Source organism: Lacticaseibacillus kribbianus (assembly GCF_020180945.1).
Lineage (GTDB): Bacteria > Bacillota > Bacilli > Lactobacillales > Lactobacillaceae > Lacticaseibacillus > Lacticaseibacillus kribbianus.
In genome coordinates this window covers 312,057-338,320 of sequence record NZ_JAIPUL010000001.1, presented here as the reverse complement: position 1 = coordinate 338,320, position 26,264 = coordinate 312,057, and the positions used below count along the sequence as shown (strand labels likewise).

The window sequence follows — 26,264 nt, the reverse complement described above, 5'->3', positions numbered from 1 at the left end:
CTTTTTGGTGCCTTGACTTCTGCCCGACACACTATCAAAATATAAGTATTACGTCAAAAGTGAGGCTAATAATGTTACTCGAACAAATCGATTCACCCAAGGATCTGAAGCAACTCAGCATCGCCCAGCTGCCGCAGCTGGCGCAGGAAATCCGTCACGCCCTGCTGACCAAGGTCAGTCAAACCGGCGGCCACGTCGGCCCCAACCTCGGCGACGTTGAGCTGACCATCGCCTTTCACTACGTCTTCGACTCCCCGACCGACAAGGTGGTCTGGGACGTCTCGCACCAAAGCTACACGCACAAGATCCTGACCGGGCGCAAGCAGGCCTGGCTGGACCCGGCCCACTACGACGACGTCTCCGGCTTCACCGCGCCGGAGGAAAGCCCGCACGACTTCTTCACCATCGGCCACACCTCGACCTCCGTCGGGCTGGCAACCGGCATGGCGATCGCGCGCGACCACAAGCACGAACCCGGCAACATCGTCGCGGTGATCGGCGACGGCTCGCTGTCCGGCGGCCTGGCCTACGAGGCGCTGAACAACGCCGCGGTGCTGGCCGGCCAGCTTTTGATCGTGGTCAACGACAACGAGATGAGCATCGCTGAGAACCACGGCGGCATCTACGAGAACCTGAAGCTGCTGCGGGACACCGAAGGCAAGGCCGAGCGCAACCTGTTCAAGGCGATTGGCCTGGACTACCGCTACGAGGCCCACGGCAACGATGTCGCGGCGATGATTGCCGCCTTCCGCGCCGTGCGCGACCTCGACCACCCGCTGGTGCTGCACGTCCACACCGACAAGGGGCTGGGCTATGCCCCGGCCGAGATCGACAAGGAACACTGGCACTGGCACGTTCCCTTCGACCTGACCACGGCAGAGCCGCTGCACCCGAGCACCGGCGTCTCCTACAACAGCCTGATCCTGGACCGGCTGGAAAAGCACATCGCAGACGACGACGCGCCGATTTACGCGCTCAACGCAGCGATTCCCGGCAGCTTTGGCCTCAAGCGCTTCGCCGCCGACTACCCGAAGCGCTACATCGACGTCGGCATCGCCGAGCAGGTCTCCATCACCCTGGCCGCCGGGATGGCGCAGCAGGACATGCGCCCCGTCGTTTTCCACTCCGGCACCTTCCTGCAGCGCGCCTACGACCAGCTGTCCCACGACCTCGGCATCAACAAGCTGCCCGCCGTCTTGATTCTCAACGGCGGTTCCGTGTCCGGCGGCGACCCGACGCACCAGGGCACCTTCGACATCGCGATGCTGGCCAACATCCCCAACCTGACCTACCTGGCCCCGACCACCAAGGAGGAGCTGCTGGCCCAGCTCGACTGGGCGCTGACCCAGACGGCGGGCCCCGTCGCCATCCGCGTGCCGGCGCACGGCGTCCAAAGCGCGCCGCTTGACCCGGCCTTCGCGCCGACTGCGCTGCACGTGCTGCACCGCGGCAGTAAGGTCGCGCTGCTGGGCCTCGGCTCGATGCTTGCAACCGCCACGGCCGTCGCCAAGCAACTCGCCGAACACGACATCGACGCCACCGTCGTCGACCCGCGCAGCACCAACGCCTGGGCCGCCGAAGACCTCGACCAGCTGGCCGACCACGCGCTGGTGGTGACGCTCGAGGAGGGCAGCCTGGACGGCGGCTTCGGCCAAAAGGTCGCGGCGCACTTCGGCCCGACCGCCACGCGCGTGCTGACCGTCGGCGCCAAGCGCCAGTTCAACGACCGCGAAAGCACGGCCGAGCTGATGGCGCGCGACCACCTGACGCCGGAGCTGATCACCGCAGACATTCTCAAGGCGCTGGCCGACTGACCGGCCCCACCCCGCTTGCCGCTGGCAGGCGGGGCCTTTTTGGCAACCTGTTTAGAAATTTTTCGAAATAATGATTGCCTCGCCGCCACCGCCGCCGTATAATTTAGACAAAATTCGAAATAGGAGGTACTCCCACCATGGACGCACTCAAAGACAACCTACCCCTGCTGATTCCGCTGGTCCTGATCGACCTCGGCCTGCTGATCACCGCGCTGGTCTCCATCATCCGCCACCACCACTTCCGCTACGGCAACAAGGTGATCTGGCTGATTGCGATTTTTGCCATTCACCCGTTCGGCGCCATCGCCTACCTGCTGTTCGGCCGCGAGGTGCAGTGATGGCCCTGGTCGAGCTGAACCACGTCACCAAGTCCTTCGGCGACCAGACCGTCCTGGCCGACCTGTCGCTGGCCGTGCCCGAGGGCAGCATCTACGGCTTCGTCGGCGAGAACGGCGCGGGCAAAACCACGACGATGAAGCTGATCTTGGGCCTGCTGCAGCGCGATGCCGGCAGCATCACCTTCGCCGGCAACCCGGTGCACTACGGCAGGGCCGCCGCGGCTTCCGGCATCGGCTACCTGCCGGATGTGCCCGAGTTTTACTCGGAGCTGACCCCCACCGAGTACCTGCGGCTGTGCGGCCAGCTGACCGGCATCCCCCACCGCGAGCTTGGCGGGCGCATCACCGCCATGCTTGAGACGGTCGGGCTGCCGAACAACCGCCGCCGCATTCGCGGGTTCTCCCGCGGCATGAAGCAGCGCCTCGGCGTCGCGCAGGCGCTGCTCGCGCGCCCGCGGCTTTTGATCGCCGACGAGCCGACCTCGGCGCTCGATCCGGTCGGCCGCCGCGAGTTCCTCGACCTGCTGGCCAGCCTGCGCGGCACCACGACCATCCTGTTCTCCAGCCACATCCTAGACGACGTCGCCCGCATCTGCGACCAGGTCGGCATCCTGCACGCCGGGCGGCTGCAGGTGCAGGGTCCGCTCGCCCAGCTGCTGGCCGCGCACGGCCAGGCCCAAGTCGCGCTGGGGTTTGAGACCCCGGCCGCGGCCCGGCAGGCGGCCGCGGCCCTCGGCGTCGCCGCGCGTGAGTCGGCGACCCTGCTGATTCCTGCGCCCCAAGGGGAAACCGCGGCGCTTCGGCCCGTGCTTGCCGCCCTGTTGGCCCAAGACCTCGTGCCGGTGCGCGTCAGCCCGGTGCGGCCGAGCCTCGAGGACCTGTTCATGGAGGTGACACAATGACCGCAACCTGGATTTTTCTGCGCAAGGAGGCCCTGACGCACTGGCGCCGCGGCCGCTTCCTGCTGATTGGGCTGGTGTTCCTGCTGTTCGCGATTGAAAGCCCGCTGATGGCGCGGCTGACCCCCGAGCTGCTCAAGAGCATGGGCGGCTCCGGCATCCACATCACCCTGCCGACGCCGACCAGCGTGGACTCGTGGACCCAGTTCTACAAGAACATCGACCAGCTCGGGATTTTTCTCTTCGCCATCGTCTGGTCCGGCGCCATCGCCGCCGAGGTGCGGCGCGGGACGCTGGTGCCCCTCGTGACCAAGGGCCTGCCGCGCTACGCCGTGGTGTTGGCCAAGTTCGCGCTGGCCGCCTGCACCTGGCTGGTCACGCTGCTCGCCAGCTTCGGGCTCACCTGGGCGTACACCGCCTACTACTTCAAGGATGCACTGACCCCGCACGTCTGGGCCGGGCTGTGGCCGCTGGCGCTGTACGGCCTGATGATCATCGCGATCACCCTGCTGGGAAGTGCGCTGGCCAAAAGCAGCTTCGCGGGCTTTCTCGCCGTGGCGGCGAGCGTCGTCGTGATGGGGCTGGGCGACATGTGGCGGCCGCTGCGCCGCTTCAACCCGCTCAGCCTGACCACCAACGCGCTGCCCTGGGTGCGCGGCACCAAGACGCTGGCCAGCGTCGCGCCGGCCTTCGCCCTGACCGTCGCCATCACCGCCGGCTGCCTGGCGCTCGCCATCGTGGCGCTGAACCGGCGGCGGCTGTGACCGGGCGACGGCTGTGACCGGGCGGCGCCAGGCAAGCGGAGCGTCGCGACGCTCCGCTTGCGCAAGGCTACCCATCCCGCGAAACACGCCGCTCTTGTAAGGAGGTACGACATGGCACTGACCGATACGCTCAAGGCGATCAACGACCCTGTGCGGCGTCAGATCCTTGAGCTACTGAAGAAAGGCGACCAGTCCGCCGGCGACATCGCCGCGCAGTTCGACCTGTCGCAGGCGACGGTGTCCTACCACCTGAAGCTGTTGCGCCAGGCCGGGCTGGTCGACCTGAACAAGGACAAGAATTTTATCTATTACAGCCTGAACCTCTCCGTTTTCGAGGAGCTGCTCGGCTGGATCTACGACCTCGGAGGCAACCAACATGAGAAATCCTAAGCGCATTCTGGCCACGACCCTGCCGGTGATCCTGGCGCCGATTCTGTACGGCCTGGCCGTCTACTCAAAGCTGCCGGCGACGATGGCGATTCACTGGGGCGTCGACAGTCAACCCAACGGCTGGGCACCGCGCGCCTTCGTGGTGTTCGGCCTGCCCGCGCTGATGGCCGTTTTCCAGCTGATCACGGTGCTGGTGCCGCGCGGCAACCAGAGCGCGCCGCGCTTCGAGCGCGTGGTCAACTGGGTGATGCCGGTCCTGACCGTGGTGCTGTACGTCACCACCATTCAGATCGGCCTCGGCCGGCAACTGGACGTCTGGCGCATTGCGACCTTTTTGATCGGCGTGATGTTCCTGGCGATGGGCAACTACATCCCGACCGTGTCGCCCGAGTACAGCACCCGCGCGCTCGCCCCACGCCGCAAGATGGGCCGGGCCGCGCTGCGCCGGCTCGGCCGCGTGATGGTGGTCGCCGGGCTGCTGCTGTTGGTCAGCCTGTTCCTGCGGCCCGCCGTGTCCATCGTCGTGCTGACGGTGACCGGCGTCGCCATGCTGGCCATGCCGCTGACAGCCAAGTGAGCGAACGAAAAATGATTCCCCAACCGACGCGTCGGCCGGCTGGGGAATCATTTTTTACGTGCGTCTAGTCCTCCGGGAACAGCCGGGCGACGATCGCCGACACCGGCGCCACGCCGGTGAGCTTGCCCGCAATCTGGCCCGCCATCAGGGTGCCGTGGGCGATGTCGCCGTTGATGGCGCGCGTCAGGCTGCCGTCGAGCATGCCGTGCAGCGAGTCGGCGTCCGCCCCGGCCGCCTCGGCCTCCAGGTACGCCGTCGTCAGCGGGTTCTTCAGGCTGCGCACCGCGTCGTGCAGGGCCAGGCCCGTGACCACCGTGCCGGTGTCCGTGGCCGCGATCACCGCGTCCTTGTACGCCTGCGCGATCGGGGTCTCCGTCGCCACCAAAAAGGCGGTGCCGACCTGCACGCCCACGGCGCCGAGCGCCTTGGCCGCCGCGACGCCGGCCGCGTCCGCGATGCCGCCGGCGGCAAACACCGGCAGGTCAACGGCGGCGGTCACCTGCTGCACCAGGCTGAAGGTGGTTTCCGTGCCGATGTGGCCGCCGGACTCCATGCCCTCGGCCACCAGCGCGTCGACGCCCAGCGCCGCCATTTTGACCGCCACCTTGACGCTTGGAATCACCGCGACCACCTTCGTGCCCGCGGCCTGGATGGCCTGGCAGAAGGCCTTGGGCGTGCCGGCGCTGGTGGTCACCACCGGCACGGGGTGCGTGATCAGGTACGGCACAATCTCGGCCATGTTGGCCTGCTGCAGCATCAGGTTGACGCCGAACGGCTTGTCTGTCTGCGCGCGCACGGCGGCGATGGCCGCCTCAAGCGCCGGCACGTCCATGTTGGTCGTGGTTAAAACGCCGAGTCCGCCGGCGTTGCTGACTGCCGCCACCAGCGGCGGCAGCGAGATCTGCGCCAGCGCGCCTTGAATCAGGGGGTACTTGGTGCCAAGAATTGTGGTCATGTTGAAAGCTCCTTTCAAGAGAGGGCGAAGCAGCGCGCACTTAGCGGGACGGGTAGCCTAGCCCAAGCGTTGAGGCGCACTTGGCCTCGGCGCTTGGGCGTAGCTAGCCGCGCCCGCGTTGCGCTGCGTAGCCCGTTTAGAGGGCGAAGCAAGGCGCACTTAGCGGGACGGGTAGTTCTTGCCTCGGCGGCGCGCCGCCTCCCGTTCACTGCCAGCCTACACGTCGCCGGTCGAACCCGCCATCACAGTTTGCCGCTTTTGCCCAAATCCGGCCTACTTGCTGCTGTTGTCCGGCAGGAACGGCTGCACCATGCCGGCCAGCGCCTCGACGTTGCGCGTCTGGATGTAGACGCGGCCGGTGCCGGAGAAGCGGTTGACCAGCCCCTCGCCGGTCGTGAAGCCGAAGGTGCCGCTGGCCGCCTCGATGCGGTAGTCCAGCGTGCTGGCCCAGGCGACCACGTGGTTGTTGTCGATCACGTAATCGTCGGCGTCGGTCAGGTCCAGCGCCAGCATGTCGCCGTACGCGCTGACCAGCACCGTGCCGGTCCCCTGCGTCGCCATGATGAAAAAGCCGCCGGTGCCGCCGAACAGCGCGCGGCCCACGCTTTGGCGCACCATCTGGTAGCCGGCCGTCTGATCGGCGGCGAGAAACGCGCCCGTGTTCAGCAGCCACTGGTGGTCCCCGCCGACCTCAAGCTCGCGAATCGGCCCCGGGTTGCCCGGCGCCACCGCCAGCTCGCCGGCGTCTGCGGTGCCGGTGGCCGTGGTGATGAAAAAGGACTCGCCGGAGGTCATGCTGCGGCCGATGGCGCTCATCAGCCCACCCAGGCCGCCGCGGCCGTTGCTGTTCATCCGCCCCTGAAGCGCCACGCGCCCGTTGTGGTAGATCATCGCCCCGGATTCGATCTGAACGCTGTCGCCTGCGTTCAGGTGCACCACCGCGATGGGAAACGTGCTGCTGCCTTTCAATTCGTACTCCATGAGTGCCTCCCCGGCGCCGCGCGCCGCTTATAGTTTAGTCTTTCACTTGCTCAGTGTATCATGCCCGCCGCCGCGGGGGTAGCCCCGCAACCCGCCCGACCCGCCACCGGGTGAAAGCCCTCCCGCCGCCGTGTCACCGGCAGCGACCCCGACAAAATTGCGCGAACGCCCGGAACGCCTGTAACCGCCCCCATCCCCCGCGCGGCCGCACGCCGCGGGCCGCCAACCGGGGCGACCGCTCCCCGCGCCGGACAACCGGGCGCATCTGTCCGTTGGCGGCGGCCCCGTGAGTTTGTACACTAGCTCTGTTAATGATCACCGCTTCACATTCACGGAGGCTTACCTATGAAAACAAACTTTGATTTTCTGATGCCGAGCGTCAACTTCTTCGGTCCCGGCGTCATCGAAAAAATCGGCGCGCGCGCCAAGATGCTGAACATGACCCACCCGCTGATTGTCACCGACAAGTTCCTGCAAAGCGTGCCGAACGGGCCGGTCGCCCAGACCCTCGCGTCGCTGGACGCGGCCGGCGTCACCTACGCCATCTACAACGAGGTCGAGCCCAACCCCAAGGTCCGCAACATCCAGGCGGCCAAGGCGCTTTACCTGGCGGAGGGCTGCGACAGCATCATCACCGTCGGCGGCGGCTCCGCACACGACACCGGCAAGGGCACCGGGATCATTTTGACCAACGGCGATGACATCACCACGCTTGCCGGCATCGAGACGCTCGAGCACGCCCTGCCGCCGCTGATGGCCGTCAACACCACGGCCGGCACCGGCTCCGAGCTGACCCGCCACTGCGTTATCACCAACGAGGCGACCCACCTGAAGTTCGTCGTCGTGTCCTGGCGCAACATTCCGCTGGTGTCCTTCAACGACCCGGCGCTGCAGCTGGACGTGCCGGCCAAGCTGACCGCGGCCACCGGCATGGACGCCTTCGTGCAGGCGATTGAGCCGTACGTGTCGACCAACCGCAACGCAATCACCGACGGCCAGTGCCTGCAGGCCATCCGCCTGATTGAAAAATACCTGCGCCCCGCCGTTGCCAACGGCCACGACCTTGAGGCCCGCACCGGCATGGTCGAGGCCGAGATGCTGGCCGGCATGGCCTTCAACAACGCCGACCTCGGCTACGTCCACGCGATGGCCCACCAGCTCGGCGGCCAGTACGACGCCCCGCACGGCGTCTGCTGCGCGCTTTTGCTTCCAATCGTTGAGGAGTACAACCTGATCGCCTGCCCGGAGCGCTTCGCCGAGCTCGCCGTGGCGATGGGCGAAAACATCGACGGCCTGTCCACGCGCGAGGCCGCGGAGCTCGCCATCAAGGCGATGCGCCAGATGGCCAAGGACGTCGGCATCCCCGCCTCCATCAAGGCCCTGGGCGCCAAGCCGGAGGACTTCCCGCTGATGGCCGAAAACGCGCTGAAGGACGGCAACGCCTTCTCCAACCCGCGCAAGGGCACCAAGGAAGACCTGATCGCCCTGTTCCAGGCGGCCTACGACGCCGAATAAGTTTCGCCAGCCCCTGCCGTCGCGGGGGCTGTTTTGTATAATTGACCTGAAGGGAGTGTTTGTGATGCAAACCATTTCACTAGCCGGCGTTCGCGTGCCGGCGCTTGGCATCGGCACCTGGTACCTCGGCGAGGGCAGCCCCGCGCAGACCGCGCTGGAGGTTCAAAGCCTCAGGACCGGCCTCGACCACGGGCTGACCGTGATCGACACCGCCGAGATGTACGGCGACGGCGCCGCCGAGACGCTGGTCGGTTCGGCCATCCAGGGCTACGACCGCAGCGATCTGTTCGTCATCTCCAAGTTTTACCCCTGGCACGCCACGGCGACCAAGATGCGCGCGGCGCTTGAGGCCAGCCTGCGCCGGCTGCGCCTCGACTACCTCGACTTGTACCTGCTGCACTGGCGCGGCAGCACCCCGCTGGCCGAAACGCTGGCCGGGGCGCAGGCGCTGCAGCAGGCCGGCCTGATCCGCGCGTTCGGCGTGTCCAACTTCGACGTCGCCGACCTTGAGGAGCTCGCGGGCCTGCCCGGCGGCGACCGAGTCGCCGCCAACGAGGTGCTGTACAACCTCCAGGCCCGCGGCATCGAGTACGATCTGATGCCCTACCAGCAAAAACGCGACATGGCGCTGATCGGCTACTCCCCCTTCGGCTCCGGGTCAGGTCGCACCATCCGCCTGCCGCGGCCCATTCACGATATCGCCCGCGCCAAGCACCTGAGTGACCACCAGCTGATGCTGGCCTGGACCATGCGCGACCGCGTCCTCAGCATCCCCAAGGCGGCCACCCCGGTCCACATGACCGAGAACCTGGCCGTCCAGGACGTGACCTTCACCCGAGACGAGCTGGCGGCCATCGACCGCGCCTTCCGCCGCCCGACAAGCAAAAAGCCGCTGGAGATGATCTAACCAGGGCGGAGCGCGGCGCACTTAGCGGGTCGGGTAGCCTAGCTCCACCGCTTGAAGCGCACTTTGCAACGAGTGGTGGAGCGTAGCTAGCCGCACCCGCGTTGCCGCGCGGAGCCCGACGATAACCAGGGCGGAACCAGGCGCAATTAGGCGACCGCCCAGCGTAAGGTTGGTGCATGAAGCGCTCTTTGCTTCGTGTGCCGGCCTTAGCTGGGCGAGTTGGCGTTGCCTGGTGGAGCCCGACGATAACCCAGGGCGGAGCGCGGCGGGTTTAGCCGGTTGGCTAGCGTATGCCTGGCACTTGGGCCGCACTTTGGCCCGAGTGCCAGGCATAGCTGGACAAACCGGCGTTGCCGCGCGTAGCCCGACGACGACCAGAGCGGAGCGTTGCCCCCACCAATATGCGCTGGCCCGAAAATGTCCCGCGCCCGCAACCGCTTTCTCTGGTACACTGGACGCGGAGGCGAAAATGATGACTGACAATGTATCTTGGTTCAAGCAGGCGAAGTACGGCATGATGATTCACTGGGGACTCTACTCGCTTTTGGGTGGCGCTTACCGCGGCGAGGCGTCCACCGCCTACGCGGAGTGGATTCAGTCCAAGTGCCAGATTCCGATTGCCAACTACGGCCGGCTGGCCACCGCGTTCAACCCGCTGTGCTTCGATGCCGACCGCATCGTCGCGCTCGCCAAGGACTGCGGGATGTCCTACCTCGTGGTCACCGCCAAGCACCACGACGGCTTTGCGATGTACGACTCGGCCGTGTCCGACTACAACGTCGTCGCGCAGACGCCGTTTCACCGCGACGTAATCGGCGAGCTCGCCGCGGCCTGCCGCCGCGCCGGGCTGCGCTTTGGCCTGTACTACTCGCAGGACCTCGACTGGCACGAGCCCAACGGCGGCGGATACCTCTCCAACGACCTGGAGAACTCCGGCACCACCTGGGACAACAGCTGGGACTTTCCCGACACGCGCCGCAAGGATTTTGCCCAGTGCTTCTCGACCAAAATCCTGCCGCAGGTGCGCGAACTGATGCAAAACTACGGCGACATCGCGACGGCCTGGTTCGACGTGCCGATGACGCTGACCAAGGCGCAGAGCCAAGAACTGTACGACACCGTCAAGGCGCTGCAGCCCGACTGCCTGATCAACTCGCGGCTGGGCAACGGCCAGTACGATTACGTCGTGCTGGGCGACAATGAAATCCCGACGGCCATCGACCAGGGCGCCGGTGGCGCGGTCGACTACAACGACATCGGCGGCTTCAAGCCGTCGCCGCTGGGCCTGTACGAGTCCGCCGGCACGATGAACGACTCGTGGGGCTTCTCCTACCAGGACCACAACTGAAAAACGCCCGCGCAGCTGGCGGGCACCCTTCAGCACCTGAACGGGCTGGGCATCAACTACCTGCTCAACGTCGGCCTCGACCCGCTGGGCCGCGTGCCGCTCGACGCCGAAGTCCGCCTGCGCGAGGCGGCGGCGCTGACGGCGGCCGAGTAACACCCGGATGTTTTCTGCAAGACGAACGGCGCTCCTGCCGCAACCGTGATGGTTGCGGCAGGAGCGCCGTTTTATTGTGCGATTACTCGGTCGCCTTCAGCGCGCCGATCATGTCGACGCGGCGCAGCTTGCGGTGCGTGACGCCGGCGACGATCGCGGCAAAGGCGATCATCAGCGCCGTTGAGGCCGCCACCCCCGGCCAGTGGATGATGACCGGGAAGATGATCTGGGCGGTCGCCGCCTGGTGCAGGATGAAGGCGAGCAGCGCCCAGCCCGCGCCGTAGCCGACCACGATGCCGAACAGCGTCAGCACGATGTTTTCGCGCATGATGTACATCGTCACCTCGCCGTCGTAAAAGCCCAGCACCTTGATGGTGGACAGCTCGCGGATGCGCTCGGAGACGTTGATGTTGGTCAGGTTGTACAGCACGACGAACGACAGCACGCCGGACAGCAGGATGAAGATGAAGACCACCGGCCCCAACGTCTTTGACATCGTCTCGACGCTTGAGACCTGGTCGCTTGAGAAGCTGGTGCCAAGCGCCCCGCCCTTGGCCAAAAGTTCATGGGCCAGGCGGTTTTGCTGCTTGGCGGTCGGGTCCTTCAGCCGCACCGCAAGCGAGGTGACCTTAGGCGCCTCGCCGAACGCCGCGCGGTAGGCCTTGGGGCTCATGTAGGCGAACACGCCCATGTAGTTGGGCGTCACGCCGGCCACGCGCAGCTTCTTGGCGTCCCCACCGGCCGCGGTGAAGGTCAGGTGGTCGCCGGCCTTGACGCCCAGCACCGTCGCGATTTTCTGGCTGATCACGACGCCTTGCGCCGGCAGCTTGCGGGCCAGCGTCACGTAGCGGTCGAAGCCGGCGGGGTCAAGCGGTGTGAACAGGTTGACCTCGGTCAGCTGCTCGCCGTTGGCCTTCGCCTTGCCGACCTGCGTGTTCAGCTCGGCCGCGCTCTGGAAGGTTGAGGTGGCGTCCAGCACCCGGTGCGCCGAGCCCGCCTTGCCGTCGTGCTTCAGGGCGACCAGCGCGTCGTAGTGGAAGACGCCGCCGTACTGGGCGGCGGCGGTGCCGCCGATCGAGTCGTTGAGCCCAAAGCCGGTCAGCAGAAGCGCCGTGCCGCCGGCGATGCCGATGATGGTCATCACCATCCGGCTCTTGTAGCGGAAAAGGTTGCGGTAGCTGACCTTCTGGTTGAAGCTCAGCCGGCGCCACAGCGGCCGGATGCGCTCCAACAGAATGCGCTTGGCCGACTTCGGCGCGCGCGGCCGCATCAAAGCCGCTGGTTTTTCCTGCAGCTCGCGGGTCACCACCACCACGGCGGCGCCGACCGTCGCCAGCAGCGAGAAGCCGAGCGCCAGGGCGCCGGTCCCCCACAGCCACGGCACGGTGACGTGCATCGGAATGCTGTTGTGGTAAAGCGAGATCACCAGCCGCGGCAGCGTCCAGTTGCCGACCAGGCCGCCGACCAGCGCGCCGATGGTGCCGGCCATCAGCGCGTAGGTCACGTAGTTGCGCGCGATGGCAAGCTTGGTGTAGCCCAGCGCCTTGAACGTGCCGATCTGGCCGCGCGCCTCCTCGACCATCCGCGTGACGGTGGTGAAGGTGATCAAAGCCGCAATCAGGAAGAAGAAGACGGGAAACACGTTGGCAATCGCCGCGATGCGATCCGACGAGTCGGCGAAGGCGGAGAAGCCGGACAGGTCGGCGCGCGTCTGCCAGGTGTAGGTGGTGTGGATGCTGGCGTCGATCTTGGCTTGCGCCGCGGCCAGCTTCTTTTCGGCCGCCGCAAGCTTTTGCGCCTGCGCGGTGAGCTCGGGCGTCGTTGTCAGCGCACCGTGGCTTTGAGCGACGACCTGCTGCTTGGCGGCCTCAAGCTGCGCCGCAGCCTTCTTCAGCGTTTTGCGCTGCGCCACCAGCGGCTTGCTGGCTGCCTTCTTGAGCGCGGCGTCGCGCTCGGGCGCCCGCTTGGAGAAGGCCGCCTTGAGTGAGGCCAGCTTCTTGGCCACGCCCTTCTCGTAGGCCTTGCCGTACGTGTTCTTGGTCGCCAACGCGTTGACGCGAACGTTCAGCAGGGTCGCCACGTCGAGCTTCAGTTGGTCCTCCTGCAGGTACGCGAAGTAGCGCACCGTGCCGTCGCCGATGTTGGCGGCGCCGCGGCTGGCGTTGTCGATGTACGCCGGCGAGTCAGCGAAGCCCACCACCTTGTAGGTGCGCCGGGCCAGCTTGGCGGCGGCCGGGAAGCGGTAGGTGTCGCCCAGGCGCAGGTCGTACTCGTCGCGGGCGCGTTGGTCCAGCACGATCTCATCGGCGTGGCGCGGCAGGTGGCCGGAACGCAGGGTCAGGCGGTTTTGGGTCGTCCCCTTGCGGTAGCCGTACAGCGCGACGACGTTTTCGTCCTGGCCGGTCACGAACTTGAAGCGCACGGCCTCGGCCGAGGTGCCCGCGACCTTTTCCGCCGTCGCGACGTCGGCCTTGGTGAAGCCCGTGGTCGACATCAGCTGCACGTCCGAGAGTTTGGCGTCCTGCACGGTGGCGCTCATCGAGTCGTTGAGTCCGGGCCCCGCCGCCTTGACGCCGACGAAGATCAACGTGCCCAGCAGGATGATGGCGATGATGGCGATGAAGCGCCCGCGGTTGGCGCCGATCTCGCGCCACATGTTCTTGGTCATCGGCTTCATGGCGCTCACCACGCAATCTCTTCAACCGGCGTCGGGTGCGGGTTGTCGATCACGTTGCGCACCCTGGCGTCGTTGATGTGAATCACGCGGTCGGCCATCTTGGCGAGGGCCGCGTTGTGGGTGATGATCAGCACCGTCTTGCCGTCCTTGCGGCTGGCCGCCTGCAGCAGCGCGAGCACCTGCTTGCCGGTTTCGTAGTCCAGGGCGCCGGTCGGCTCGTCGCAGAGCAAAAGCTTCGGGTTCTTGGCCAGCGCGCGGGCAATCGCCACGCGCTGCTGCTCGCCGCCGGAGAGCTGGGAGGGAAAATTGTCCAGCCGCGCGCCCAGACCCACGGCCCGCAGCGTCTCCTCGGCGTCCAGGGCGTCCTTGACGATCGAGTTGGCCATCTCCACGTTTTCCTTGGTGGTGAGGTTCGGGATCAGGTTGTAGAACTGGAAGACAAAACCGACCTGCTCGCGGCGGTAGGTGGTCAGCTGGCGGTCGTTGAACTTGGCGATGTCGACCCCGTCGATGATCACCTGGCCGGACGTCGGCGTGTCCATACCGCCCAGAATGTTCAGCACCGTCGACTTGCCGGCGCCGCTGGGGCCGAGGATCACGGTCAGCTGCCCCTCCTCGCAGTCGAACGACAGGTCGTGGTTGGCGATGATCTCCGTTTCGCCCAGCTGGTACCGCTTGAACTCATTGCGCACTTGAATGTAACTCACGATTAACCTCCATTAACCACACACGTTGTTGGTATAATGACATTATGCAAGACTGGCGGGCACAGAACAACCGGCAATCTTGATCAGCCTGTCATGAATTGAACACACCGCGTCCTTTTTGTTCAAAAAGTAGGAGAAACTTATGGTCGGAACGAAAAACAACCGCCGCACCCAGTACACCAAGCAGCGCCTGCAGGAGGCGATGATCACCCTGCTGGCCGGCCAGCCGCTGGCCAAGATCACCGTCACCGCCCTGTGCAAGGCGGCCGACGTCAACCGCGGCACCTTCTACGCCCACTACCAGGACCCGACCGCCCTGTTTCGCGCCATCGAGGCCGACCTGATTGCCGAGATCCGGCCGCTACTCGGCGGCACGGAGCGCGGCCTCGATCAGTGGCTGCCGGCGGTGCTGGCCGTGATTGCGCGCGAGGAAACCGCGACCCAGATCATCATCCAAAACCTCGACGACTCGCCGCTTCTGCAGGCCATTCTCGACCCGATCCGCGCCCGGACGCTCGACGAGTACCGCCGCCGCTTCCACGAGGACGACCCGGCCGTGCTCGGCTACTACTTCGAGTTCTGCCTGAGCGGCGCGGTGCGCGTCATCGTCAGCTGGCTGCGCGGCGGCGCCCGCGAGTCCCCCGAGCAGATTGCGCGGGTGATCGCCAACCTGTCGCCGCTGTGAGGAGTCGCCAGACTCGCGGCAGGCCCCGGTGAGCGGGTACAATTAAGGTGACCCATTGTAAGGTCGAGACGACGCTAGTGCTCGCACGCGCGAGACCGCACCAGACCGCGGCAAGCCGCGCCGTTCTCGATTGCCCGTTGCCTCACCGAAAGGAGCTCACCCATGACGACCACCATTGGCATCATCGTCGGTAGCCTGCGCCGGGATTCCTACACCCGCAAGGTGGCCACGGCCTTTAGCCAGCTGGCCCCGGCCGACATCACCCTGCGCATGATTGACATCGCGGACCTGCCGCTTTACAACGAGGACCTCGAAACCACACCGCCGCCGGCCGCGTGGACCGCGCTGCGCGAAGCGGTCGCCCCCTGCGACGGCGTGATGTTTTTCACCCCCGAGTACAACCGCTCCGTACCCGGCGCCCTGAAAAACGCGCTGGACGTCGGCTCGCGCCCGTACGGCCAAAACGTCTGGGCGCACAAGCCGGCGCTGGTGGTCAGCGTGTCGCCCGGCGCCATCTCGGGCTTCGGCGCCAACCACCACCTGCGCCAGTCGCTGACCTTCCTCGACATGCCGACGCTGCAGCAGCCCGAGGCCTACATCGGCAACGTCACCAACCTGATGACCGGCCCGGACCAGTTCGTGCCGGCGACCACCGACTACTTCAAGCTGATTTTGACCCAGTACCTCGCCTTCGTCGCCAAACTGGCCTGAGGGCACACCACAAAGACGCGCCACCCGCGGCAATGCAGCGGGTGGCGCGTCGTCTTTGCGGCTATCTCATCAAACGAGCCCTAGCGCTCGCGCTTGCTTCGCCCTGGGCCGTCGTCGGGCTACGCAAGGCAACGGCCACTCGTCCAGCTAAGACCAGCACTCGGGCCTAAGTGCGGCCCAAGTGCCGGCCTTACGCTGGCCGGTGGCCTAAGTGCGCCTCGCTTCGCCCTGGTTATCGTCGGGCTGCGCAAGGCAACGCGGGAACACATCGCTTGTGCCGGCACTTGGGGCCAAGTGCGCCCCAAGCGCCAGCCCTACGCGATGCGTCCCGCTAAGTGCGCCTCGCTTCGCCCCGGGCACAAAAAAAACCGCCATCACTGGCGGTTTTCTTTGTATTACAGCTTGTTGACGTTAGCCGCCTGTGGGCCGCGGTCGGACTGTTCAACGTCGAAGCTTACGGCTTGGCCTTCGTCGAGCGTCTTGTAGCCATCACCCTGGATAGCGGAGAAGTGAACGAAAACGTCCTTGCCGTCTTCACCAGTGATGAAGCCGTAACCCTTGTCAGCGTTGAACCATTTAACTGTACCTTGTTGCATTGTATGAATCTCCTTCATAAATAAACCTAATAGTGACAAACAGCCGGTAATCAATGAAAGAAATCCATTATGCTCAGAAACATCACAGCTCTCAATTCATCTATCACGGTGCCTATAGTATAACACGTCTGCGAAAAAAAGCCTAATGATTTGTGTTACCACCCGCCCGCGCGGCGCCAAGTTGAAAGCGCAGCCAGGCAAAATGCCGGCGCGCCGGCCCGCAATTGAAAACAACGCGGTGCCCCGCCACGATAGTAAATTGGCTTACCAACTCACTCGTGGCTTTTTCCGCTCAAAGTCGAGTGGCGCATCCCGTAGGCCAGGTAGACCACTAACCCGAGCACGAACCAGATTCCCGAGTAGAGCTTGGCCTGAATGTCCAGGCCCATGAAGACAATCAGCGCGCCGATGAACGCCAGCGCCGGCATCACCGGGTACCACGGCATCTTGAACGCCGGGTTGGCGATGTCCTTGCCCTCGCGCGGCCGCAGCTTGTAGATGCCCAGCGCGACGAACATGAAGGCGATCAGGGTGCCGGCGGAGATCAGCTGCGCCAAGAACTTGAACGGGAAGAACGCCCCGATCACCACCCCGATGACGGACAGCACCACCAGTGCGTGGTTCGGCAGGCCGCTTGGCGTCAGGCGGCCGAGGAACCGCGGCAGCATCCCGTCGCGCCCGAAGCTGTACAAAAGGCGCGAGCCCGCCATCATCATGCCGATCAGCGCGGTGAACATCCCCACCACCGCCACGGCTTCGATCACCGTGGCAGCGCCGGTGAAGCCGGCGGTGCGAAGCGCCCAGCCGACCGGATCGGCGACGTCGTGGTAGTTCGTGTACTTGAACATCCCGACCAGAACCAGCGAGACGGCCATGAACAGCGTCACGGCGATGATCAGGCTGCCGATGATGCCCCGCGGCATGGTCCGCTCCGGGTCCTTGGCCTCCGCCGAGTTGGCGGCGATGGAGTCAAAACCGATGTAGGCCAGAAAAATCATGGAGACGCCGGCGTAGATGCCGCGCCAGCCGCCGAACACGCTGCCGTCCGCGAGTGGCGTGGCCTTGGGGATGAACGGCACGTAGTTTTGGACATCCAGGCGGGTCAGCCCGATGCCGATGAAGGCGAGGATCGCGATCACCTTCAGCACCACCAGCACGTTTTCCACCTTTGCCGCCTCGTGCACGCCGCGCGCCAGGATGACGGCGACAATCACAATCACGCCCACGGCCACCAGGTCGACCACCCCGCCGTCGGTGCCCATCGGGTTGCTCAGGGCCTTGGGCATGGTGAGGTCAAAGGAGGTCAAAAGGCCGCGGAAGTTGGCGGACAGCCCCGAGGCGACGAAGGCGACGGCGATGAAGTACTCGGCGAGCAGCGCCCAGCCGGCGATCCAGCCAAACACCTCGCCGAACACGACGTTGATCCACGAGTACGCGGAGCCCGCGAACGGCATCGCCGCGGCCATCTCCGCGTAGGCGAAGGCGACCAGCCCCGCCACGATCGCCGCCAAGAGGCAGGAAATCGCCACCGCCGGGCCGGCGTGGTCCGCGGCGACGACCCCGGGCAGGGTGAAAATGGTGGTCGACACGATGGTCCCGACCCCCAGCGCCAGAAAATCCTTCACCGACAGCACCCGTTTCAGGTGGGCGTCCTTATCCGAGTAGACCCCGGGATCCTCCCGCAGGGTCATTCGCTTCCACAGGTTGTGCAAGGCATAGCCTCCGTTCATTAAGAATTCGATTAAAAAATGTTTCCTCTTAGTGTCTCCTGTCGGCGCAGCAAAGTCAATAGCCGAATGAGGGCTTTGTGAGCCCCTGGCCGACCCAGGTAGACGCCCGCCTCCCTGCGGCCTGGATGGATGTTCGCCTTCCTGCGGTCTGGGTGGATACTCGCCTCCCTGCCGGCCCACGCGCGCCGCAAGTGCCGCGGCGGCCCCAAGTGACCACGCCACCGCCGAACCGCCGGCCGCAACTGCACCGCCCCGCCACCGCTCCACCCCACCGGGCAACCGCGGGAACGCGAAAGCGGCCGGCGCGCCTCCCCGGGGAGCACGCGCCGGCCGCTGTCGATCTCGCAGTGTCAGTCAGGCCTTTTCGGCCGCGGCCGCGCCGGCGCGGGCCGTCCGCCCATCGGCCTGGGCGACGGCCGCCGCGATGTCCACCGGCTTGCCGGCCTTGGCCGCGTCGTGGTACTCCGCCGTCGCCGTGAACAGGAGGTCGGAGGCCGAGTTCACCGCCGTTTCGACCGAGTCCTGGATCACGCCGATGATGAAGCCGATGCCGACCACCTGCATCGCGATGTCGTTGCTGATGCCAAACAGGCTGCAGGCCATCGGGATGATCAAAAGCGAGCCGCCCGCGATGCCGGACGCGCCGGTCGCCGCAAGCGCCGTCAGCACGCACAGGATCAAGGCCAGCGGGAAGGAGACGTGGATGCCCAAGGTTGCGCAGGCCGCAAGCGTCATCACCGACACGGTGATCGCCGCGCCGCCGGAGTTGGCCGACCCGCCCAGCGGGATCGACACCGCGTAGGACGCCTTGTTCAGCCCGAGTTTTTCACAGGCCTTCAGGTTGATTGGAATGTTCACCGCGGAGCTGCGGGTGAAAAACGCGGGGATGCCGGACACGCGCAGCGTCCACAGGGTCAGCGGGTACGGGTTCTGGCGCGTCATCGCCCAGACCATCAGCGGGTACACCACCAGGTAGACGAAGGCCATCGTGCCGACCAGAAGCAACACGAGCTGCCCGTACTTGGCGACGCCGGCGAACCCGGTTTCGCGGATGGTGGTGTAGATCAGCCCGAGGATGCCGAAGGGCGCAAACTCAATGATCAGCTGCGCGACCTGGGTCAAGGCCCCGGAGAGCTCGGCGACCACGGTGCGGGTCTGCTTGGAGGTCAGCCGCAGCGCAAAGCCGATCATCAGGGCCCAAAACAGAATGGCCAGGTAGTTGGCGTTCACAATCGCGGCCAGCGGGTTGGTCACCGCGTTGGTCAACAGGTCCTCAAGCACCTTGGCCAGGCTCTGCGGCGCCCCGCCCGCGACCTTGGCCGCCTGTGGCAGCACCAGCCGCACCGGCATCAGCCAGGACGCGCCGACCGCCGCGAAGGCCGACAGCAGCGTCGCGCTCAGGTACATCACGATCACCGAGCCGAAGTGGTTGCGGCCACCCTGCTGGTAGCCGGAAATCGCGCTGGCAATCAGGAAGAACACCATGACCGGCGCGATGCCCTTCAAGGCGCCGACGAACAGTTGCCCCAGCAGCCCGATGGCGCTGGCGGCCGGCAGCAGCACGGCGAGCAGCGCCCCCGCGACCAGCCCGATCAGGATGCGAACGATTAACGAGACGGAACGATACTTGGCAAACATAGGCCCTCCCCCTGCGCGTTGCCGCGCGAACGAAATTGGATGATGGGTCTGATTGTACGCCATATCAAAACACGTGTCCACCGTTTGAGGGCAAATAATTCTATATTTTGCGTGCAAGCGTTCTTATTTTGCAGACAAAAAGGGCGCTACTCCTTGGCCTTCGCCCTGGCGACCGCGGCGCGAATGTCCACCGGCTGGCCGGCCTTTCTCAGGTCGTGATACTCCGCCGCCGCGGTGAACAGGAGGTCGGAGGCCGAGTTCACCGCCGTTTCGACCGAGTCCTGGATCACGCCGATGATGAAGCCGATGCCGACCACCTGCATCGCCACGCCGTTCTTGATGCCAAACAGGCTGGCCGCCATCGGGATGATCAAAAGCGAGCCGCCGGCGATGCCCGACACGCCGGTCGACGCCAAGGCGCTCATCAGGCACAGCAGCACGGCCAGCGGGAAGGACACCTCAATACCCAGCGTGTAGCAGGCCGCAAGCGTCATGATTGAGATGGTGATCGCCGCGCCGCCGGAGTTGGCCGAGCCACCCAGCGGAATCGACACCGCGTAGGACTTCTCGTTGAGCCCGAGGTCCGCGGCAGCCTGCAGATTGATCGGAATGTTGACCGCCCCGCTGCGGGTGAAAAAGGCCGGGATGCCGGACACCCGCAGCGTCCACAGGGTCAGCGGGAACGGGTTTTGGCCCGTCATCGCCCAGACCATCGCCGGGTACACCACCAGGTAGACGAACGCCATCGTGCCGACCAAGAGCCCGACCAGCTGGCCGTACTTGACGATGCCGCCGAAGCCGGTCTGGCTGATGGTAGTGAACAGCAGGCCGACGATGCCGACCGGGGCGAACTCGATGATCAGCTGCGCCACCGCCTGAATCGCGTCGGTGAGGTCCGACAGCGTGGACTTGGTGCGGGGGCTTGCGGCGCGCAGGGCAAAGCCGATCAGAAGCGACCAGAACAGGATCGCCAGGTAGTTGCCGTCGACGACCGCCTGCACGGGGTTGGCCACCGCGTTCACCAGCAGGTCCTGGATCACCGTGGCGAGGTCCTTGGGCGCCCCGGACGCGGTCTTGACCGCCGTCGGAAACACCAGGCGCACCTTGAACAGGAAGCTGGCGACCACCGCGACCACGGCCGACAGGAAGGTCGCGCCGAGGTACAAGACGATCACCGAGCCGAAGTGGTTGTCGGCGCCGCGCTCGTACTTGGAGATCGCCGTGGCAATCAGGAAGAAGACCAGCACCGGCGCGATGCCCTTCAAGGCGCCGATGAACAGGTCGCCGAACAGGCCGATCCAGGTCTGAGACGGCAGGAGGACGCCGAGCGCCGCCCCCACCACCAAACCGATGACAATGCGCCAGATCAGGCTGACGCTGCGATAGCGTGCGAACATGGGCACCTCCAGGAAGCCGTATTTGGGGAACGCGTTGCAATTATTTCCTAAGTTAATTTTAACAAAAAACGCGCGGCGCGTCCCACTGTGGCGACGCGCCGTGCGCAAAAAAGTTTTACTCGAACACCATCTGGTTGTGGTACAGCTCGGCGTAAAAGCCGTTTTGGGCCACCAGCTCGTCGTGGGTGCCCTGCTCGATGATGGCGCCGTCCTTGAGCACAACGATCTTGTCGGCGTTCAGGATGGTCTTCAGCCGGTGCGCGATGACGAAGCTGGTGCGCCCGGCGATCACGTTGTCCATCGCGGCTTGGATCTTGGCCTCGGTCACCGTGTCGACGTTGCTGGTCGCCTCGTCGAGAATCAAGAGGCGCGGGTTGGTCAGGATGGTGCGGGCGATCGACATCAGCTGCTTTTGGCCGGCGGAAAAGACGCTTTGCTCGTCGGATACCGGCGTGTCGTAGCCCTGCGGCAGGCTTTGGATGAAGTCGTCCAGGTTGGCCTGCTTGGCCGCGGCCACCACCCGCTCGTGCGTGGCGGCCGGGTCGCCGAACGCGATGTTGGCCTCGATGGTGCCGGAGAACAGCTGCGGCTCCTGAAGCACGATGCCGACCGTGTCGCGGAGACTGGCGAGCGTGAACTCGCGGATGTCTGTGCCGTCCACCGTGATGGCGCCGGAGTCGACGTCGTAGAAGCGGTTCAGCAGGTTCATCACCGTGGTCTTGCCCGAACCGGTCGGGCCGACCAGGGCGACCATCTCGCCCTTGGCCACGTCGATGGTCACGCCGTGCAGGATCTCCTTACCCGGCAGGTAGGAGAAGCGCACGTCGTCGATCAAGACGTCGGACTCAAGGCCTGCCAGCTGCTTGGTGCCAGTGTCCTTTTCGTCCGGCTGCATGCGCACCTCATCGACGCGCCGCGCGCCGGTGATGGCCAGCTGGATCATCCCATAAAGACTGGTCAGCGTGGTCAGCGGCTGGTAGTACTGCTGGGCGTAGTTGACGAACACCACGACCAGCGCCAGCGCGGCGCCGGTGGCCATCTGGCCGTTGAGCGCCAGCCACGAACCAAAGAAAATCACGATGGCGGTGTTGAGCAAAGACATCCCGGACATCAACGGCATCAGGATGCCCGACCAGATCTGGCCGCGCACCGCGGCCTTTTGGACCGCCTGGTTGAATGGCGCGAAGCCCTTCACCGAGTCCTGCTGCAGGCCGTTGGTGATAATCACCTTCTGCCCGGTCACCTGCTCGTTGATGTAGCCGTTCAAGGCGCCGATGGCCTGCTGCTGCTGGTTGACGGCAACGCTTGCGCGCTGCATCACGAACGCGGCGACACCCAGCGCCACCGGCGTCGAGGCGATCGTCACCCAGCCCATCTGCGCGTTTTGGTCGAACATCATGATCAGGATGCCGACCAGCTGCGCGATGGCCAGGAAGATGTCGATCAGCGCCTGGTTGAGCGCGTTGAAAATGTTATCGAGGTCGCTGGTGTAGCGGGCGAGGATGTCGCCGTCGCTGTGTTGGTCGAAGTACTGCACCTTCATGCGCTGCATTTTGCGGAACAGCCCGATGCGCATCGTGCCGGTGGAGTACGCGGTCACCCGCGCGAGGATCCAGGACGCGACGAACAGCGTCGACGCGTCCCCGAAGTACAGCAGCAGGTAGATGATCAGCGTGTGGTGGAACTTGCCGAGGCTGGCCGCCCCGCGCGTCGCCGGGTTGCTCCACTGCTGGAGGTAGGCGGTCAGCTCGGTGATCGAGCGGCCCAGGTAGGTCGGCGCCACGACCACGCACCAGGTGCTGATGCCGATCAGGATGGCGGAGATCAACAGCCCCTTCCAGTAGCGGTGCAGGTAGTGGTAGTAGTACTTGCCCGCGTTTTTGATGTCAGACATTGGCTGATCCCCCTTCCTTGGCCTTTTGCGTGGCGTAGATTTCCTGGTAGATCGGGCTGGTGCGCACCAGCTCGCGGTGCGTGCCGGAGGCGACCAGGCGACCGCCGTCCATCACCAGAATCTGGTCGGCGCGGATAATCGACGCGATCTTCTCGGCGATCACGACGGTGGTGGTGCGCGTCAGCTCGCGGTCCAGCGCCTCTTGAACCAGCTTCTCGGAGCGCGCGTCCAACGCCGAGGTCGCGTCGTCCAGGATCAGGATCTCGGGGTCGGCGATCACGCCGCGGGTGATGGCCAGGCGCTGCTTTTGGCCGCCCGAGAAGTTGGCCGAGCGCTCCTCGACCGGCGCGTCGTAGGTCTCCGGCAGCCGCTCGATGAACTCGGCGGCCTGGGCGATCTCCGCCGCCCGGGCCATCGTCGCCGCCGTCGCCGCCGGCTGAACCTGCTGCAGGTTCTTGGCAATCGTGCCGGAAAACAGCGTGGCGCGCTGCAGCACGTAGGCGACCGCATTTCGAATGGTGGACTCGGGCAGCTCGCGCACGTCCACGCCTCCGATCAAGACGCGCCCGGAATCCGGGTCGAACAGGCGCGCAATCAGCTGCGCCAGCGTCGTTTTGCCCGAGCCTGTCGCGCCGATGATGCCGACCATCGAGCCGGCCGGCGCCGTGAAGGACACGTCCTCAAGCGTCGGCGTCTCATCGCCCGGGTACGTGAAGGTCACGTGCTCGAAGGTGATGTCCCCCGGCACCTGCGCTGGCCCATCCGTGGTGAAGTGCATGCTCGGCTTGTGATCGAGGACCTCGCGGATGCGCCCCATCGAGATGAAGGCACGCGAGGCGAAGGTCATCATGAACGACGCGTTGATCACGGCGAACAGGATCTGCATCAGGTAGCTGGTGAAGCTCGAGATCGCCGCCAGGTAGGCCGGGTGCGCCGTCACGTTCTGGCCGACGATGTAGACGCTGACCACCACCGCGATGTTGGCGGTGAGGAAAAAGGCCGGCATCAAAACCGCAAACAGCTCGCCGATCTTGGTGGTCACGTCGCGCAGGCGATCGGACGTCTTGGCGAAGCCCTTGATCTGGGCCTGCTCCTGAACGAAGGACTTCACCACGCGGATGCCCATCAGGTTCTCGCGCGCCAGGGTGTTGACGTCCTCGATGTCCTGCTGGGTCTGGGCGAAGTACTTGCTCATGGTCTTGAAGGTGACCATCCCGACGGCGACGATGATCACCATCATCACCGCGATCACCCACCACTGCTCCGGCATCGTGGTTAGGGCCAGCGCCAGGGCGCCGGCGAACACCAGCGGAATGCGGGTGACCTGCTGGAAGGCGGCCATCACGACCTGCTGGACCTGGTTGACGTCGTTGGTCATGCGCACCACCAGGTTGGAGGCGGAGAAGTCCTCGATGTCCGCGTAGGCGAAGCGCTGCACATGGTCGTACAGGTCCGCGCGCAGGTCCGTGGCGACGTTGAGCGCCAGGCGCGCCGAGTAGATGGTGTTGATGATGCCGGCGATGATGCCGACCACCGCCAGCAGGATCAGCCCGATGCCGTAGTTGAACACCGTGCCCTTGTCCTGCTTGATGATGGCCTCCATCACCGTCTGCAGCATCCGTGGCTGCCAGAGCGTGGCGAAGACCTGGCCGATGATGCTGATGGTCGCCCAGATCGCGTCCCACTTGTACCGCTTAATATATGGTATTAATACGCGCATATATGTACCCCTTATATAGACTTAGTTCTTCCAGCATAGCCGAACGACCGGCGGCTTGCAAGTGGCCCCCGGGCCTGCCGCGTCGTGGCCGGACGCGCGATTGCTCCGCCGCAGACGCGCGGCTGGCCCTTTTCCCCGGGGCCGCGGCGTGGTATCCTGCGAAGTTGGAGGTGACCCGTCATGACCCAGAGTTCTTCAAGCAGTCAGCCGCAAGCGCCGGTGCAGCTCTGCCGGCTGCGCGAGCGGCCCGAGTTGGCCGCGGCCGCGGCCGCGTGGTTCCACGCGCAGTGGCACGTGCCCCTTGCGGCCTACCAGGCCAGCATCGCCGACAGCCTGGCCGCGGGCGCCGGCCCGGTGCCCCAGTGGTACGTCGCACTAGCCTTGGGCCGCATCGTCGGCGGGCTCGGTGTGATCGCCAACGACTTCCACGACCGCCCCGACCTGACGCCCAACGTCTGTGCGGTGGCGGTGGTGCCGGTCTTTCGGCGCCGCGGCATCGCCGGGCGGCTGTTGCACCTGGCCGTGAGCGACCTGGCGCTCGCCGGCATCCCCACCGCCTACCTCTTGACCGACCTTGTGGGCTTTTACGAGCGCTACGGCTGGCGGCCGCTCACCGTCGTCACCGAGGACGACGGCACCCGGTCGCCCCTGTACGCCATCCAGACCAAAAAGGTGCTGCCCCAGTGAGGGCAGCACCTTTTTGGCAGCCTGGGCCTAGCGCACCCAGTGGTCGATGGTGCCGTCGTGCTTGGCGATCAGCACCTCGTCGGTCATGTTGAGAAACAGCCCGTGCTCGACCACGCCGACCGTGTGATCGAGGTAGTCGGCCAGCCCCGCCGGAATCGGCAGCGGCGACACGGCCAGGTCGAGGATGTAGTTGCCGTAGTGAGTCTTGAGCCGCGTGCCGTCGGCGTTCAGGCGAAACTGCGGCAGCAGCCCGGCCTTTTCGAAGCGGCGGAAGTTCTGCTCCGCGCTGACCGGCAGCACCTCGACGGGCAGCGGGAAGCCGCCGAGCGGATCGGCGACCTTGCTCTCGTCGACGATCCAGACGTTGCGCCGCGCGTTGACCGCGACGTTTTTCTCCAGCGTCAGCGCCGCGCCGCCGCCCTTGATGCCGTCAAGCTGGTGGTCGACGCGGTCTGCGCCGTCGACGCACAGGTCGACGTGGTCCACCGCCGCCAGCTCGGAGACTTTGAAGCCGTTTTGCTCCAGCTGCTTTTGGCTGCGGCTCGAGGTGGTGACAATCGCCGTCAGCTCAAGCGACTGCGCCTGCTCGCGCGCCGCCAGCGCGTCGATGAAAAATGCGACGGTGGAGCCGGTGCCCACCCCCAGCACGGTGTGGGGCTGAACCATCTGGGCCGCCTGCGTGGCCGCCTGCTTCTTCAGTTCGTCTTGCGTGGTCATAATTTCCTCCTCAGTCGTGATGTACGCTTCGACTTTACCCAGCCGCCGCCCCGGTGTCAAGCGGCGAAGCGCCTGGCCGCAATAACATCGAGGTGGTTGACGTCATTCCCGCTTCCGGCACAATCTGATCACGACTTTCGGCGCCGGGCACAAAAAAGTCGCCCGCAAACGCGGGCGGCTCTCACCATCAGAAGATGCGGTCGTGCTCCTTGACGAAGGCGTGCTGCTCAATCATGAAGTTGAGCGCGAACACCCCGCACAGGGAGAAGACCACAACGGTTCCGACTGGATTCATGTGCGGCCAGATGGCATAGGGAATGATGACCACAAGGAACGAGGCGAACGCCCAGATCCAGCGGCTGATCTTGATGTGACGCTTTTTCAGCCACGCCAGGAAGTACGAGCTCAGGACGTAAAGCAGCCCGAACGCGATGAAGGCTAGGATCCAATACAACATGTGCTCA

The 26,264-nt window shown here is 65.4% G+C and carries 23 protein-coding genes and 1 pseudogene; 12 read left to right on the top strand and 12 right to left on the bottom strand.

Annotation, left to right across the window (positions count from 1 at the left end; genetic code table 11):
* The first annotated feature begins 71 nt into the window (after window positions 1-71).
* From LE416_RS01635 to LE416_RS01610, 6 genes are all read left to right on the top strand, one after another.
* On the top strand, window positions 72-1,814 hold the full coding sequence (locus LE416_RS01635) for a 1-deoxy-D-xylulose-5-phosphate synthase (RefSeq protein WP_225046755.1): 1,743 nt from the start codon (window positions 72-74) through the stop codon (window positions 1,812-1,814).
* A gap of 137 nt (window positions 1,815-1,951) precedes the next feature.
* Complete coding sequence (locus tag LE416_RS01630) at window positions 1,952-2,152, top strand: PLD nuclease N-terminal domain-containing protein (protein WP_225046754.1); 201 nt, start codon at window positions 1,952-1,954, stop codon at window positions 2,150-2,152.
* Window positions 2,152-3,054: an ABC transporter ATP-binding protein gene (locus LE416_RS01625; protein WP_225046753.1), complete on the top strand. Its 903-nt coding sequence runs from the start codon at window positions 2,152-2,154 to the stop codon at window positions 3,052-3,054. Before LE416_RS01630 ends, LE416_RS01625 begins: the two co-directional genes overlap by 1 nt.
* Entirely contained in the window at window positions 3,051-3,815 is a 765-nt protein-coding gene (locus LE416_RS01620; protein WP_225046752.1) for an ABC transporter permease, read from the top strand. Before LE416_RS01625 ends, LE416_RS01620 begins: the two co-directional genes overlap by 4 nt.
* Before the next feature lie 111 nt (window positions 3,816-3,926).
* Window positions 3,927-4,205, top strand: coding sequence for an autorepressor SdpR family transcription factor (locus tag LE416_RS01615; protein ID WP_225046751.1), 279 nt, complete (start codon window positions 3,927-3,929; stop codon window positions 4,203-4,205).
* Window positions 4,192-4,782 carry a DUF1648 domain-containing protein gene (locus LE416_RS01610; protein ID WP_225046750.1) on the top strand — a complete coding sequence of 197 codons (591 nt, stop codon included), beginning with the start codon at window positions 4,192-4,194 and terminating at the stop codon, window positions 4,780-4,782. The genes LE416_RS01615 and LE416_RS01610 overlap by 14 nt, the downstream gene beginning before the upstream one ends.
* Window positions 4,783-4,846: 64 nt before the next feature.
* On the opposite strand, the gene LE416_RS01605 is transcribed toward LE416_RS01610, so the two are convergent.
* Window positions 4,847-5,737 (bottom strand): NAD(P)H-dependent flavin oxidoreductase, encoded by an 891-nt coding sequence (locus LE416_RS01605; protein ID WP_225046749.1) that lies wholly within the window; start codon window positions 5,735-5,737, stop codon window positions 4,847-4,849.
* 273 nt (window positions 5,738-6,010) lie between these two features.
* A complete protein-coding gene (locus LE416_RS01600; protein ID WP_225046748.1) occupies window positions 6,011-6,718 on the bottom strand; it encodes a TIGR00266 family protein in 708 nt (235 codons plus the stop codon).
* 345 nt (window positions 6,719-7,063) lie between these two features.
* On the opposite strand from LE416_RS01600, the gene LE416_RS01595 reads away from it, so the two are divergent.
* The 3 genes and pseudogenes from LE416_RS01595 to LE416_RS01585 all read left to right on the top strand — a co-directional run bounded on the left by LE416_RS01595 (window position 7,064) and on the right by LE416_RS01585 (window position 10,641).
* Window positions 7,064-8,233: an iron-containing alcohol dehydrogenase gene (locus LE416_RS01595; protein WP_225046747.1), complete on the top strand. Its 1,170-nt coding sequence runs from the start codon at window positions 7,064-7,066 to the stop codon at window positions 8,231-8,233.
* Between the two features lie 64 nt (window positions 8,234-8,297).
* The gene (locus tag LE416_RS01590; protein ID WP_225046746.1) at window positions 8,298-9,140 is read left to right on the top strand and encodes an aldo/keto reductase; all 843 of its coding nucleotides are present in this window, start codon (window positions 8,298-8,300) and stop codon (window positions 9,138-9,140) included.
* 472 nt (window positions 9,141-9,612) lie between these two features.
* A pseudogene (locus tag LE416_RS01585) lies at window positions 9,613-10,641 on the top strand (alpha-L-fucosidase).
* 82 nt (window positions 10,642-10,723) lie between these two features.
* Here LE416_RS01585 and LE416_RS01580 read toward each other — a convergent pair.
* Both LE416_RS01580 and LE416_RS01575 read right to left on the bottom strand, forming a co-directional pair.
* Window positions 10,724-13,318: an ABC transporter permease gene (locus tag LE416_RS01580; RefSeq protein WP_225047816.1), complete on the bottom strand. Its 2,595-nt coding sequence runs from the start codon at window positions 13,316-13,318 to the stop codon at window positions 10,724-10,726.
* A 5-nt stretch (window positions 13,319-13,323) separates the two neighbouring features.
* Entirely contained in the window at window positions 13,324-14,025 is a 702-nt protein-coding gene (locus LE416_RS01575) for an ABC transporter ATP-binding protein (RefSeq protein ID WP_225046745.1), read from the bottom strand.
* Between the two features lie 142 nt (window positions 14,026-14,167).
* Between LE416_RS01575 and LE416_RS01570 the strand changes: the two genes are divergently transcribed.
* Window positions 14,168-14,710 (top strand): TetR/AcrR family transcriptional regulator, encoded by a 543-nt coding sequence (locus LE416_RS01570; protein WP_225046744.1) that lies wholly within the window; start codon window positions 14,168-14,170, stop codon window positions 14,708-14,710.
* 162 nt (window positions 14,711-14,872) lie between these two features.
* Window positions 14,873-15,421 (top strand): NADPH-dependent FMN reductase, encoded by a 549-nt coding sequence (locus tag LE416_RS01565; RefSeq protein ID WP_225046743.1) that lies wholly within the window; start codon window positions 14,873-14,875, stop codon window positions 15,419-15,421.
* Window positions 15,422-15,816: 395 nt separating this feature from the next.
* Here the strand turns inward: LE416_RS01565 and LE416_RS01560 are convergent, their stop codons facing one another.
* The 6 genes from LE416_RS01560 to LE416_RS01535 all read right to left on the bottom strand — a co-directional run bounded on the left by LE416_RS01560 (window position 15,817) and on the right by LE416_RS01535 (window position 24,396).
* Entirely contained in the window at window positions 15,817-16,017 is a 201-nt protein-coding gene (locus tag LE416_RS01560) for a cold-shock protein (protein ID WP_125704133.1), read from the bottom strand.
* A 272-nt stretch (window positions 16,018-16,289) separates the two neighbouring features.
* Window positions 16,290-17,729: an APC family permease gene (locus LE416_RS01555; RefSeq protein ID WP_225046742.1), complete on the bottom strand. Its 1,440-nt coding sequence runs from the start codon at window positions 17,727-17,729 to the stop codon at window positions 16,290-16,292.
* A 372-nt stretch (window positions 17,730-18,101) separates the two neighbouring features.
* Window positions 18,102-19,385: a serine/threonine transporter SstT gene (sstT, locus tag LE416_RS01550; RefSeq protein WP_225046741.1), complete on the bottom strand. Its 1,284-nt coding sequence runs from the start codon at window positions 19,383-19,385 to the stop codon at window positions 18,102-18,104.
* A gap of 146 nt (window positions 19,386-19,531) precedes the next feature.
* Window positions 19,532-20,782, bottom strand: a complete 1,251-nt coding sequence (sstT, locus tag LE416_RS01545; RefSeq protein WP_225046740.1) for a serine/threonine transporter SstT — start codon at window positions 20,780-20,782, stop codon at window positions 19,532-19,534.
* Window positions 20,783-20,897: 115 nt separating this feature from the next.
* Window positions 20,898-22,676: an ABC transporter ATP-binding protein gene (locus LE416_RS01540; RefSeq protein ID WP_225046739.1), complete on the bottom strand. Its 1,779-nt coding sequence runs from the start codon at window positions 22,674-22,676 to the stop codon at window positions 20,898-20,900.
* Window positions 22,669-24,396, bottom strand: a complete 1,728-nt coding sequence (locus LE416_RS01535; protein WP_225046738.1) for an ABC transporter ATP-binding protein — start codon at window positions 24,394-24,396, stop codon at window positions 22,669-22,671. Before LE416_RS01535 ends, LE416_RS01540 begins: the two co-directional genes overlap by 8 nt.
* Before the next feature lie 180 nt (window positions 24,397-24,576).
* Between LE416_RS01535 and LE416_RS01530 the strand changes: the two genes are divergently transcribed.
* Window positions 24,577-25,083 carry a GNAT family N-acetyltransferase gene (locus LE416_RS01530; RefSeq protein WP_225046737.1) on the top strand — a complete coding sequence of 169 codons (507 nt, stop codon included), beginning with the start codon at window positions 24,577-24,579 and terminating at the stop codon, window positions 25,081-25,083.
* 27 nt (window positions 25,084-25,110) lie between these two features.
* Here LE416_RS01530 and rpiA read toward each other — a convergent pair whose 3' ends face one another.
* Window positions 25,111-25,800 (bottom strand): ribose-5-phosphate isomerase RpiA, encoded by a 690-nt coding sequence (rpiA, locus tag LE416_RS01525; protein WP_225046736.1) that lies wholly within the window; start codon window positions 25,798-25,800, stop codon window positions 25,111-25,113.
* A 187-nt stretch (window positions 25,801-25,987) separates the two neighbouring features.
* Complete coding sequence (locus LE416_RS01520) at window positions 25,988-26,257, bottom strand: diacylglycerol kinase (protein ID WP_225046735.1); 270 nt, start codon at window positions 26,255-26,257, stop codon at window positions 25,988-25,990.
* Window positions 26,258-26,264: the final 7 nt, after the last annotated feature.

Coding starts and splice junctions, on each gene's coding strand:
- LE416_RS01540 (WP_225046739.1), bottom strand. CDS start 22,676: ATGTCTGACATCAAAAACGCGGGCAAGTACTACTACCACTACCTGCAC.
- LE416_RS01600 (WP_225046748.1), bottom strand. CDS start 6,718: ATGGAGTACGAATTGAAAGGCAGCAGCACGTTTCCCATCGCGGTGGTG.
- LE416_RS01635 (WP_225046755.1), top strand. CDS start 72: ATGTTACTCGAACAAATCGATTCACCCAAGGATCTGAAGCAACTCAGC.
- LE416_RS01595 (WP_225046747.1), top strand. CDS start 7,064: ATGAAAACAAACTTTGATTTTCTGATGCCGAGCGTCAACTTCTTCGGT.
- LE416_RS01630 (WP_225046754.1), top strand. CDS start 1,952: ATGGACGCACTCAAAGACAACCTACCCCTGCTGATTCCGCTGGTCCTG.
- LE416_RS01615 (WP_225046751.1), top strand. CDS start 3,927: ATGGCACTGACCGATACGCTCAAGGCGATCAACGACCCTGTGCGGCGT.
- rpiA (WP_225046736.1), bottom strand. CDS start 25,800: ATGACCACGCAAGACGAACTGAAGAAGCAGGCGGCCACGCAGGCGGCC.
- sstT (WP_225046741.1), bottom strand. CDS start 19,385: ATGTTTGCCAAGTATCGTTCCGTCTCGTTAATCGTTCGCATCCTGATC.
- LE416_RS01620 (WP_225046752.1), top strand. CDS start 3,051: ATGACCGCAACCTGGATTTTTCTGCGCAAGGAGGCCCTGACGCACTGG.
- sstT (WP_225046740.1), bottom strand. CDS start 20,782: ATGTTCGCACGCTATCGCAGCGTCAGCCTGATCTGGCGCATTGTCATC.
- LE416_RS01610 (WP_225046750.1), top strand. CDS start 4,192: ATGAGAAATCCTAAGCGCATTCTGGCCACGACCCTGCCGGTGATCCTG.
- LE416_RS01560 (WP_125704133.1), bottom strand. CDS start 16,017: ATGCAACAAGGTACAGTTAAATGGTTCAACGCTGACAAGGGTTACGGC.
- LE416_RS01535 (WP_225046738.1), bottom strand. CDS start 24,396: ATGCGCGTATTAATACCATATATTAAGCGGTACAAGTGGGACGCGATC.
- LE416_RS01570 (WP_225046744.1), top strand. CDS start 14,168: ATGGTCGGAACGAAAAACAACCGCCGCACCCAGTACACCAAGCAGCGC.
- LE416_RS01625 (WP_225046753.1), top strand. CDS start 2,152: ATGGCCCTGGTCGAGCTGAACCACGTCACCAAGTCCTTCGGCGACCAG.
- LE416_RS01530 (WP_225046737.1), top strand. CDS start 24,577: ATGACCCAGAGTTCTTCAAGCAGTCAGCCGCAAGCGCCGGTGCAGCTC.
- LE416_RS01520 (WP_225046735.1), bottom strand. CDS start 26,257: ATGTTGTATTGGATCCTAGCCTTCATCGCGTTCGGGCTGCTTTACGTC.
- LE416_RS01590 (WP_225046746.1), top strand. CDS start 8,298: ATGCAAACCATTTCACTAGCCGGCGTTCGCGTGCCGGCGCTTGGCATC.
- LE416_RS01605 (WP_225046749.1), bottom strand. CDS start 5,737: ATGACCACAATTCTTGGCACCAAGTACCCCCTGATTCAAGGCGCGCTG.
- LE416_RS01580 (WP_225047816.1), bottom strand. CDS start 13,318: ATGAAGCCGATGACCAAGAACATGTGGCGCGAGATCGGCGCCAACCGC.
- LE416_RS01565 (WP_225046743.1), top strand. CDS start 14,873: ATGACGACCACCATTGGCATCATCGTCGGTAGCCTGCGCCGGGATTCC.